The following is a 9,440-nucleotide window of genomic DNA, read 5'->3' as shown; positions in this document are numbered from 1 at the left end:
AGAAGAGGGATTTTAGAAGGCTTTTGAAAGTCGTACTTGATCATTTTTCCATGGCAATGAGGACATGATGGTGCAGGGTAATCGAGTTTTGCTTGAATCTCGATATGAGTGTCAGTTTCAAAAACAAGTGAAATCTTGATATTTTGGTCTTTAATTCCGATTAATTCTGTGGTATTCTTAATAAGTCTCATAAGTTCTTCCTAATGATGGTTTGGTCGCTTTTCATTATAGTTCTTATGGGACTTTTTGTGTACACTCAAAAAGCTCTATAATCTCTACAGTGGTTTTACCCACTACAGAAATTATAGAGCCTAAAAAGAGTACTAACGAAAGTTAGTACTTTTTGATTTGGAATAAATTGTGCATTATTGATTAGAAAATTTGTTATTGGACTAGGTACCGTGAGAGTTGAATATATTTTCATTATAAAGAAAAACCTATCCCTTGTAGGAGATAGGTTAGAAAATTAGTTGTTGCTACGGAAAAATGCGTCATAGAGCGCTCTAACGGCCTCTTTTTCTTGTTCAGTTTCAATTACAAACATGACAGAAACTTCACTTGATCCCTGAGAAATCATTTCAAGGTTAATGTGTTTTTCAGAGAGTGCTTTGGCCGCTGTCGCTGTAACACCGATATGGTCTCTCATATTTTCACCAACAATCACGAGGATAGAAAGACCATGTTCAATTTCGACTTCATCAACACCAAGTTCACGCGTCAGGTAAGAGAGGATTTCTTGTTCTTTGATTGGGGTAAGTTCACGTTCTCGAATGATGATTGAAAGGTCATCAATTCCTGAAGGCATATGTTCCCAACGGATGTTTAAATCTTCCAAGATTTGTAGCACCTTACGTCCGAAACCTACCTCGCGGTTCATGAGGTATTTACTCATATTGATGCTGACAAACTTGTCATCGCTAGCAATACCAACAACTGGAACGGTTGCTCCCTGGTGTTCAAGAATAATACGTGTGCCTGGGTGGTCCGGATTATTGGTGTTCTTGATAACTAATGGAATCTTACCACGATATGCTGGGAGGAGAGCTTCATCATGAAGAACCGAGAATCCAGCATATGCCAACTCACGCATTTCTTTGTAAGTCAACTCTGGAATAGAGTGCGGTTCATGTACTACACCTGGGTGGGCTGCGAAAATACCATCTACATCTGTAAAGTTTTCATATAGGTCGGCTTTAACACCTGCAGCTACGATAGAGCCTGTGATATCAGAGCCTCCTCGTGAGAATGTACAAATTTGATTATCAGAGGTGACCCCAAAGAATCCAGGAATAATCAGAACCTCATCTGATTCACGAAGTTCTTCTAACTTATCATATGAACCTGGGAGAATACGGGCGTTGCCTGGCTCACTTGAGACCAAGATACCAGCTTCGCGAGGATGAATGTAGCGTGCTTCAATATCGTTATTGCGGAAATATTCAGCAATTAATTTTGCATTATTGTCCTCTCCAGCAGCTAGGAAGGTATCATAGAGGAAATTGTTATCCTCGATAGGAAGCGTAGCGAGATCAGTAATAGCTTTAGCAATGTTTACCATCTCTTTTGATTTGAAACCTAATTCGTCGACCATAGCCTGGTAGCGGTTAATAATCCATTCTTGGTCAGCTTTAACATCAGCCCCCGTTATATAGTGTTTGTAGTATTTAATTAGGGCGTCTGTAACTTTGGTATCCTCATCGTTACGTTTACCAGGGGCAGAGACAACGACAAAGCGGCGTTCAGGGTCAGATTTTACAATGTTTAAGACTTTTTCTAATTGTGTTGCTGAAGCGAGTGAGCTTCCGCCAAATTTGATGACTTTCATAGTTACTCCAAAAAATTATAAATTACTCTACAATTATAGCAAAATTCTGACAATTTGTCACATTGTTTTTTAAAACGAGTAAGATTTAGTCTGATTATGATACAATAAAGGAAGAAAAGGAGGATATCCCGTGGTAGAGGCAATTATTTTTGATATGGATGGTGTCCTTTTTGACACTGAAAAATATTATTATGATCGACGGGCAAGTTTTTTAGGCCAAAAAGGTATTTCAATAGATCATTTACCCCCGTCTTTCTTTATAGGTGGAAATACTAAGCAGGTTTGGGAAAATATTCTCAGAGATGATTATGATAAGTGGGATGTGTCAACTTTACAAGAAGAGTACAATACTTATAAACAAAATAATCCCTTACCCTATAAAGAATTAATTTTTCCTGATGTTTTGAAAGTCTTGAATGAAGTGAAATCTCGAGGGTTGAAAATAGGTTTGGCTTCTAGCTCAGTGAAGGCAGATATCCTTAGAGCTTTGGAGGAAAACCATTTGGATGGTTTCTTTGATGTGGTTCTCTCAGGAGAAGAATTTAAAGAGAGTAAACCCAACCCAGAGATTTATCTGGCAGCATTAAAGCAATTAAACGTGCAAGCAAATTGTGCTCTTATCATTGAAGATAGTGAAAAAGGAATTGCCGCTGGAGTAGCTGCAGATGTAGAGGTCTGGGCGATTAGAGATAATCGGTTTGGTATGGATCAAAGTGCTGCAAAAGGTTTATTGGATAGTCTTACAGATGTTTTAGGCTTAATAAAATAGAAAACAACACCGAGCTTTTCTTCTCGGTGTTTTGATGTGTGAAATTAAAAAAATCTAAGTTTATGTTGACCTTTAGGTGGACTATGGTATACTAGGAAATAACGATAAATGATTTGACTATCAAATTATCTATTCGTCAAATGAAATTATGATAAAAATCAAATAAAATGCGGTTTTGATATAGGAACTAGTTGTCGGAAGGAGTGCTAAAATGGCTTACGAAACAATTTTTTATAGCGTTGAAGAGGGAGTGGCAACATTAACTCTCAATCGCCCTGAAGTTCAAAATGGATTTAACATTCCAGTTTGTGATGAGATTATGGCTGCAATCGAGGAAGCAGGGCAAGATGCAACTGTGAAGTTCTTGGTTATCAATGCTAATGGGAAAGTCTTTTCTGTTGGTGGAGACCTTGATCAAATGAAAAAAGCTGTTGCTGTAGATGATGTACAATCTTTGGTTCGTATTGCTGAGCAAGTGAATGAAATTGCTTTTGCTCTTAAAAAATTGCCTAAGCCAGTCATCATGGTTGTTGATGGCCCCTGTGCAGGTGCTGCTGCTAACTTAGCAGTTGCAGCAGATTTTACAATTGCATCTGAAAAAGCTAAATTTATTCAAGCTTTCGTAGGTGTTGGTTTGGCCCCTGATGCTGGTGGTCTTTACCTTTTGACTCGTTCAATTGGTATTAATCGTGCTACTCAAATTACCATGACAGGAGAGCCCGTGTCAGCTGAGAAAGCTTTAGATTGGGGAATTGCTTACAAGGTAGTCGATTCAGAAAAGCTTGAGAAAACAGTGAGTCAGTTAATTAAGAAATTAAATCGTTCTTCAGTTAATTCATTCAAAGCAATTAAAGAAATGGTTTGGGAATCTGAATTTGCAGGTTGGGAAAAATATGCTAAGCTGGAGCTTGATTTGCAGAAATCTCTTGCATTTACAGAGGACTTTAAAGAAGGTGTACGTGCTTATAGTGAGCGTCGCCGTCCTAAATTCCAAGGGAAATAAACTTGTTTTCAGAAATTAAAACTAAAGCTTTCAAATTGGACTTGCTAAATTAGTTTGAGTTTGATATAATTTGATAATCAAATCTTATTGAGAGGAGTCTGGTGTGAATTACGATAAAATTAATGGCTATCTTGTTGATATTTTTAATAACGTCGTTATTATCGAAGAAGCAAGTTTGAAAAATTCAAAGTTTAATGATGTTTCCCTCAAGGAAATGCATACCATTGATGTGATTGGTACACATCCAGATACGACACCAAGTGCAGTTGCTAGAGAGCTTATGTTAACCCTTGGTACTGTAACAACTTCTCTCAATAAACTTGAAAAGAAAGGATATATTATTCGTACGCGATCATCTGTTGATCGTCGTGTGGTCCATCTATCACTTTCTAAAAAAGGTCGTCTGGTATATCGTCTTCACCGTGGTTTCCATAAATCAATGGTGATGCGGATTACAGAGGGCTTTAACGACGAGGAATTAAAGGTTATGAGCAAGGGGTTGGAAAATCTCCATGCCTTTCTTGAGGAGTTAAAATAATGGCATTTGCAAAAATTAGTCAGGTTGCCCATTATGCACCTGCTCAGGTCGTGACCAATGATGACCTATCTAAAATCATGGATACCAGTGATGAGTGGATTCGCTCACGTACAGGGATTCAAGAACGTCGCATTTCATTAAATGAGAATACGAGTGATTTAGCTACCAATGTTGCTTATCAGCTGTTGGAAAAGTCGGGCTTATCTCCCGAAGAGCTAGACTTTGTTTTAGTTGCAACGATTTCTCCCGATAACTCAATGCCGTCAGTGGCAGCACGTGTTCAAGGAACAATTGGAGCAGTTAACGCCTTCGCTTTTGATGTTACTGCGGCATGTAGTGGTTTTGTCTTTGCTTTGGCAACCGCAGAAAAATTGATAAAGTCAGGTGCTTACAAAAAAGGTTTAGTCATTGGTGCTGAAGTTCTTTCAAAAACTTTAGACTGGTCTGATCGTACAACAGCAGTTCTTTTTGGAGATGGTGCTGGCGGTGTTTTATTAGAAGAATCTGAAGAAGAACATTTTTTTGGTGAATCTTTAAATACCGACGGTAGCAAGGACGGTCTTGAGTTGGGAGCTTCTGCAGTTATTTCGCCTTATTCTGATGGTGCTGAGCAGCCTAATCCCTATATGCAAATGGATGGGAAAGCGATCTTTGATTTTGCCGTTAAGACGGTTTCAAAGAGCATTAAGGCTTTGGTTGAAGAAAAAGGTGAGCCTGATTACTTCCTTCTTCATCAAGCTAACATTCGTATTTTGGATATTATGGCTAAGAAAATTGATGTCAGTCGTGACAAATTTCTGGCTAACATGATGTCTTATGGTAATACCAGTGCGGCAAGTATTCCAATCTTGCTTTCTGAAAATGTGGCGAATGGGACTCTTCAATTAGGTAGTGATCAAACAATTCTTCTCTCAGGTTTTGGCGGGGGTTTGACATGGGGAAGTCTAATTGTTAAAATCTAGTTATATAAATTATGCACCAGCATAGATTATAAGAAATATATTTATCTTAAAGGAGAAAATAAAATGGCAGTATTTGAAAAAGTACAAGAAATCATTGTTGAAGAACTTGGGAAAGATGCAGAAGAAGTAAAAGTAGAAACTACTTTTGACGAACTTGATGCTGATTCACTTGATGTATTCCAAGTTATCTCAGAAATCGAAGATGAATTCGATATTCAAATCGAAACTGAAGAAGGTCTTAACACTGTCGGTGACCTTGTTGCTTACGTAGAAGAGAAAACTAAATAAGCAGGCCATAGAGAATATTCTTATTAGGGATATTCTCCTTTGTTTATACAATTACTTTGATTATTAAACTATTTATTTGATTAGAAAATCGAAAAAAGGTGAAAAATGAAATCTCGTATTACAGAACTGTTAGGAATTAAATATCCAATCTTCCAAGGTGGTATGGCCTGGGTTGCTGATGGTGATTTGGCTGGAGCCGTTTCAAATGCTGGTGGACTCGGAATTATTGGTGGCGGTAATGCCCCTAAAGAAGTGGTCAAAGCTAATATTGACAGAGTAAAACAAATCACTGACAAGCCATTCGGTGTTAATATTATGCTTTTGTCGCCATTTGTTGACGATATTGTTGACCTTGTTATTGAAGAAGGTGTAAAAGTTGTTACAACTGGTGCAGGAAACCCAGGTAAATATATGGAACGTTTCCACGAAGCTGGTATCACAGTTATTCCAGTTATCCCATCAGTTGCACTTGCTAAACGTATGGAAAAACTTGGAGCGGATGCTGTTGTTGCAGAAGGTATGGAAGCTGGTGGTCACATCGGTAAATTGACAACTATGGCTCTTGTTCGACAAGTTGCAGATGCGGTATCTATCCCGGTTATTGGGGCTGGTGGTGTTGCTGATGGACGTGGTATGGCTGCTGTTCTCATGCTTGGAGCAGAAGCTGTGCAGGTTGGTACGCGTTTCGCTGTTGCCAAGGAATCTAACGCTCATCAAAACTTCAAGGATAAGATTTTGAAGGCTAAAGATATCGATACTGTGATTTCTGCTTCTGTTGTAGGACACCCTGTTCGTGCCATTAAGAATAAGTTGGCTACAGAGTATAATCAGGCTGAAAAAGATTTCTTATCTGGTAAGAAAACTCAAGAGGAAATTGAAGAGCTTGGTGCAGGTGCACTTCGTAATGCCGTTGTTGATGGAGATGTGGAATATGGTTCAGTTATGGCTGGACAAATTGCAGGTCTTATTCGTAAAGAAGAAACGTGTGCAGAAATCTTGGAAGATTTGTATACAGGTGCTGCAAAGATAATTAAAGAAGAAGCTGCTCGTTGGGCAGATGTAAACGTCTAAAAACGTCGAAAGGATTATTATAGTGACAAAACGTGCGTTCTTATTTGGTGGTCAAGGAGCTCAGAAATTGGGTATGGCAAGTGATTTGTATGTGGCATATCCCGTTGTCAAAGAAACATTTGATACGGCTAGTCGTATTCTAGGTTATGATTTGCGTGAATTGATTGATTCTAACGAAGAAAAACTTAATCAAACACGCTATACTCAACCAGCTATTTTAACAACGTCAGTTGCTATTTACCGTCTCTTGGCAGAAAATGGTATTACTCCTGATATTGTTGCTGGACTTTCTCTTGGGGAATATTCTGCACTAGTTGTAGCTGGTGCCCTCTCATTTGAAGATGCAGTAGCCTTGGTTGCTAAACGTGGGGAATTCATGGAAACTGCAGCTCCAGCTGGAAGTGGAAAAATGGTTGCTGTCATGAATACAGATCCAAATTTGATTGAAGCGATTTGTCAAGAAGCTTCTGAAAAGGGTGTGGTGACTCCTGCTAACTATAATACTCCGGCACAAATTGTAATTGGTGGTGAAGTTGAGGCGGTTGATTATGCTGTGGAATTGCTTAAAGAAGCTGGTGCTAAACGTCTGATTCCTCTAAATGTTTCAGGACCGTTTCATACAGCTTTACTTGAATCAGCTAGTCAAAAATTGGCAGCAGAACTTGAGAAAGTGTCATTCAATGACTTTACGCTTCCTTTGGTAGGTAATACTGAGGCTCAAATTATGAAATCAGAAGACGTCAAAGCTCTTTTGGCTCGTCAAGTGATGGAACCTGTACGTTTTTATGATTCGATTGCCACTATCCAAGATTTTGGTGTAGATGAGGTGGTTGAGATTGGGCCAGGAAAAGTCTTGTCAGGTTTCTTGAAGAAAATTGATAAAACCCTACCAACTCAAAGTGTGGAAGATCAAGCTAGTCTTGATGCCCTTCTTAATGCTTAAAACGAGGTAAACATGGAACTTAAGAATAAAAATATTTTTGTAACAGGTTCAACACGTGGTATTGGATTAGCTGTGGCGCACAAATTTGCGAGTCTAGGTGCTAATATTGTCTTGAATGGACGTTCAGAAATTTCTGAGGACTTACTTGCGCAATTTGTAGACTATGGTGTAACTGTTGTTGGTATCTCAGGTGATATTTCTAATGGTGAGGATGCTAAACGTATGGTAGCAGAAGCCATTGAAAAACTTGGAAGTGTTGATGTACTAGTTAATAATGCTGGTATCACCAACGATAAGTTGATGTTGAAGATGACTGAAGAAGATTTTGAACGCGTCTTGAAAATCAACTTGACTGGTGCTTTCAATATGACACAAGCTGTCTTGAAACCAATGTCTAAGGCTCGTCAAGGTGCCATCATCAATATGTCATCTGTTGTAGGTCTCATGGGTAATATTGGTCAAGCTAACTATGCAGCTTCAAAAGCTGGTTTGATTGGTTTCACTAAATCAGTAGCTCGTGAAGTTGCGGCCCGTGGTGTCCGTGTCAATGCTATCGCTCCTGGTTTCATTGAATCAGATATGACTAACGCTATTCCAGAGAAAATGAAAGATGCTATGATTGCTCAAGTACCAATGAAACGTATTGGTCAAGCAGAAGAAGTAGCTGAAGTTGCAGCATTCTTGGCTAGTCAAGAGTATCTTACAGGTCAAACCATCGCAATTGATGGTGGTATGACCATGCAATAATTGATTTTCAATATCAAAAAATCATTTACTAGAATATCCATCCGACAAAAGGAGAATATATATGTCTACAAATCGTGTTGTTGTTACAGGTTACGGTGTAACCTCGCCAATCGGTAATACACCAGAAGAATTTTGGAACAGTCTTCATGACGGTAAGATTGGTATTAAGCCAATCACTAAGTTTGATGCTTCTGAAATCCCAGTCTTTAACGCTGGTGAGATCCAAGATTTCCCATTCGATAAGTACTTTGTGAAAAAAGATACTAACCGTATGGACACTTACTCACTTTATGCGATTTATGCTGCCATGGAAGCTCTTGAAAATTCAGGACTTAATATGGAAGAAGAAAATCGTGATCGTGTTGGTGTTATCGTGTCATCTGGTATCGGTGGTCTACAAGAACTTGAAGATCAAATCATCCGTATGCACGAACGTGGTATGAAACGTATCAAACCAATGTTTATCCCTAAAGCACTCTCAAACATGGGTGCTGGTAACATTGCTCTTAAAATTGGTGCTCAAGGGGTATGTAAATCAGTGACGACTGCTTGTGCCTCTGCCAATGATGCAATCGGTGAGGCCTTCCGTGAAATTAAATTCGGTTTGCATGATGTTGTCTTGGCTGGTGGTGCTGAAGCTTCAATCACTAAGATTGGTATCGGTGGTTTCAATGCTCTTACAGCACTTTCAACAACAGAGGATCCAGAACGTTCATCAATTCCATTTGATAAAGACCGTAATGGTTTTGTTATGGGTGAAGGTGCAGGGGTTCTCGTTATCGAAAGCTTAGAACACGCTCAAAAACGTGGTGCTAACATCTTGGCTGAGATTGTTGGTTACGGATCAAACTGTGATGCCTACCACATGACAACACCAACTCCAGACGGTTCAGGTGCTGCTAAAGCAATTAAATTAGCTATTAATGAAGCTGGTATCAAACCTGAAGATGTCGATTATGTTAATGCTCACGGGACATCAACACCTGCCAATGAAAAAGGAGAAAGTGGTGCCATTGTTTCTGTACTTGGTAAGGATGTTCCAGTTTCATCTACTAAATCATTTACAGGTCACTTGCTAGGTGCTGCTGGTGCGGTTGAGGCTATTGCAACAATCGAAGCTATTCGTCATAGCTATGTACCGAAAACTGCAGGTACAAAAGAATTGTCTGACTACATTGAAGCTAATGTTGTTTACGGTGAAGGTAAAGAAGCTGATATTGAGTATGCAATCTCAAATACCTTTGGTTTTGGTGGACACAACGCTGTTCTTGCCTTTAAACGTTGGGAGGGCTAA

Annotated in this window: 10 protein-coding genes and 1 pseudogene; 9 read left to right on the top strand and 2 right to left on the bottom strand. The window is 39.1% G+C overall.

Annotation, left to right across the window (positions count from 1 at the left end; all coding sequences use genetic code 11):
- Both RDY04_RS08225 and RDY04_RS08220 read right to left on the bottom strand, forming a co-directional pair.
- Positions 1-191, bottom strand: a pseudogene (locus RDY04_RS08225) (ISL3 family transposase); the annotation flags it as partial.
- A 275-nt stretch (positions 192-466) separates the two neighbouring features.
- Entirely contained in the window at positions 467-1,825 is a 1,359-nt protein-coding gene (locus tag RDY04_RS08220; protein ID WP_303950376.1) for an aspartate kinase, read from the bottom strand.
- 130 nt (positions 1,826-1,955) lie between these two features.
- Between RDY04_RS08220 and RDY04_RS08215 the strand changes: the two genes are divergently transcribed.
- The 9 genes from RDY04_RS08215 (at position 1,956) to fabF (ending at position 9,440) form a co-directional block, all read left to right on the top strand.
- The gene (locus RDY04_RS08215) at positions 1,956-2,594 is read left to right on the top strand and encodes an HAD family phosphatase (RefSeq protein ID WP_303950373.1); all 639 of its coding nucleotides are present in this window, start codon (positions 1,956-1,958) and stop codon (positions 2,592-2,594) included.
- A 211-nt stretch (positions 2,595-2,805) separates the two neighbouring features.
- Complete coding sequence (locus tag RDY04_RS08210) at positions 2,806-3,597, top strand: enoyl-CoA hydratase (RefSeq protein WP_303950370.1); 792 nt, start codon at positions 2,806-2,808, stop codon at positions 3,595-3,597.
- A 103-nt stretch (positions 3,598-3,700) separates the two neighbouring features.
- Positions 3,701-4,135, top strand: coding sequence for a MarR family winged helix-turn-helix transcriptional regulator (locus RDY04_RS08205; RefSeq protein ID WP_003095649.1), 435 nt, complete (start codon positions 3,701-3,703; stop codon positions 4,133-4,135).
- The gene (locus RDY04_RS08200) at positions 4,135-5,097 is read left to right on the top strand and encodes a beta-ketoacyl-ACP synthase III (RefSeq protein ID WP_303950369.1); all 963 of its coding nucleotides are present in this window, start codon (positions 4,135-4,137) and stop codon (positions 5,095-5,097) included. Before RDY04_RS08205 ends, RDY04_RS08200 begins: the two co-directional genes overlap by 1 nt.
- 63 nt (positions 5,098-5,160) lie before the next feature.
- Positions 5,161-5,385 (top strand): acyl carrier protein, encoded by a 225-nt coding sequence (locus RDY04_RS08195; protein WP_002885495.1) that lies wholly within the window; start codon positions 5,161-5,163, stop codon positions 5,383-5,385.
- 105 nt (positions 5,386-5,490) lie between these two features.
- Positions 5,491-6,456 (top strand): enoyl-[acyl-carrier-protein] reductase FabK, encoded by a 966-nt coding sequence (fabK, locus tag RDY04_RS08190; protein ID WP_303950362.1) that lies wholly within the window; start codon positions 5,491-5,493, stop codon positions 6,454-6,456.
- A gap of 22 nt (positions 6,457-6,478) precedes the next feature.
- Positions 6,479-7,399 carry an ACP S-malonyltransferase gene (fabD, locus tag RDY04_RS08185; protein ID WP_303950359.1) on the top strand — a complete coding sequence of 307 codons (921 nt, stop codon included), beginning with the start codon at positions 6,479-6,481 and terminating at the stop codon, positions 7,397-7,399.
- A 12-nt stretch (positions 7,400-7,411) separates the two neighbouring features.
- Positions 7,412-8,146, top strand: coding sequence for a 3-oxoacyl-[acyl-carrier-protein] reductase (gene fabG, locus RDY04_RS08180; RefSeq protein ID WP_303950356.1), 735 nt, complete (start codon positions 7,412-7,414; stop codon positions 8,144-8,146).
- Positions 8,147-8,207: 61 nt separating this feature from the next.
- Complete coding sequence (gene fabF, locus RDY04_RS08175) at positions 8,208-9,440, top strand: beta-ketoacyl-ACP synthase II (RefSeq protein ID WP_303950354.1); 1,233 nt, start codon at positions 8,208-8,210, stop codon at positions 9,438-9,440.

This window comes from uncultured Streptococcus sp., assembly GCF_902463925.1.
Lineage (GTDB): Bacteria > Bacillota > Bacilli > Lactobacillales > Streptococcaceae > Streptococcus.
This window is presented reverse-complemented; position numbering and strand designations above follow the sequence as displayed.

Bases quoted from the DNA above. Each gene is read 5' to 3' on its own strand.
- RDY04_RS08220 (WP_303950376.1), bottom strand. From the start codon at position 1,825: ATGAAAGTCATCAAATTTGGCGGAAGCTCACTCGCTTCAGCAACACAA.
- RDY04_RS08210 (WP_303950370.1), top strand. From the start codon at position 2,806: ATGGCTTACGAAACAATTTTTTATAGCGTTGAAGAGGGAGTGGCAACA.
- RDY04_RS08200 (WP_303950369.1), top strand. From the start codon at position 4,135: ATGGCATTTGCAAAAATTAGTCAGGTTGCCCATTATGCACCTGCTCAG.
- RDY04_RS08195 (WP_002885495.1), top strand. From the start codon at position 5,161: ATGGCAGTATTTGAAAAAGTACAAGAAATCATTGTTGAAGAACTTGGG.
- fabK (WP_303950362.1), top strand. From the start codon at position 5,491: ATGAAATCTCGTATTACAGAACTGTTAGGAATTAAATATCCAATCTTC.
- fabG (WP_303950356.1), top strand. From the start codon at position 7,412: ATGGAACTTAAGAATAAAAATATTTTTGTAACAGGTTCAACACGTGGT.
- fabF (WP_303950354.1), top strand. From the start codon at position 8,208: ATGTCTACAAATCGTGTTGTTGTTACAGGTTACGGTGTAACCTCGCCA.